Below are 1056 nucleotides of genomic sequence, written 5' to 3' on the forward strand. Positions count from 1 at the left end.
TGGTCTTGAAGACTTTAAAAAAGAAGCTTTACGATTTGCCGTTATGGATAAACGTGGCTCACTTGCAAACTTAGATGCTTATGTCCATCTTGAAATCATTAAATAACCATGGGTAATAGCACATTACATGCGATCGCTATTGACGAGCTTCGCTACTCAAATCCAAACTTTTATCATGAGTATGAACTGTTAATTGAGGGTATTAGTGCACAAATTCGAGAGTTAGCGAAAAATCAAGCTGATCATTTAGATTACAGTAGCTTTACCGAAAGCTATGACCGAGCTAGCCATGAACCGGTGTTGCAAGTGGTCATTGGAATCCAAAAGACAGAGTTGTATATTCATATCTATATCCACAAAGACAATTACTTTGTTATCGGTAAGTCCGGCAGTGGAAAAATTGCCAGAAATGCGGAAGAAGCGCTAGAACTTGTAGCGCAAAAGATAAAAACGATTAAAGAATGAGCAAGCAACGAACAATGCTTAATAAGACTAACCCTTTCCCTTCGGGAAAAGGCGGTGTGGTGTATGTCATTGATGATGACGAAGCCATGCGGGACTCATTAGCTTTTTTTCTAAAAGCTAATGGCTTTAGGGTCAGCCCTCATGAAAGTGCCGAAAGATTCTTGCAATCACTAGCCGCTAGTGATCAACAAACTTTGGGCTGTGCTTTAGTAGATATTCACCTTGGTGGTATGTCTGGAATCGAACTTCAAGAAACGCTTCTGAATATGGGCCTTAATATTCCCATCGCGTTTATTACTGGCCATGGGGAGATCACCACTGCGGTAAACGCTCTCAAAAAGGGGGCTTTTGACTTTATTCAAAAACCAGTAGACGAAGAAAAGCTTTATAGCTTAATCAATGAAATGCTATCAAAGGCTTATCTCAGTAAAGAACAATCTTCGGAGCTCAAAGAGATCAAAGAGAGATTTAGACTTCTAACCCAAAGAGAGGTTGATGTGCTTGATCGCATTGTTGCTGGCAGGATTAATAAGGAAGTTGGCATGGACTTAGGTATTTCAATTAAAACCGTAGAAGCGCATCGAGCGAACC

At 40.3% G+C, this 1056-nt stretch carries 2 protein-coding genes; both read left to right on the forward strand.

Features of this window, described 5'->3' with window-relative positions:
* Positions 1-108 precede the first annotated feature (108 nt).
* Positions 109-465 carry a hypothetical protein gene (locus B7X71_RS17645; protein ID WP_293599998.1) on the forward strand — a complete coding sequence of 119 codons (357 nt, stop codon included), beginning with the start codon at positions 109-111 and terminating at the stop codon, positions 463-465.
* Positions 462-1056 (forward strand): response regulator (locus B7X71_RS17650; protein WP_293599999.1); only part of this gene is annotated, 595 nt, incomplete at its 3' end. The genes B7X71_RS17645 and B7X71_RS17650, both read left to right, overlap by 4 nt.

This window comes from Polynucleobacter sp. 39-46-10 (assembly GCF_002282275.1).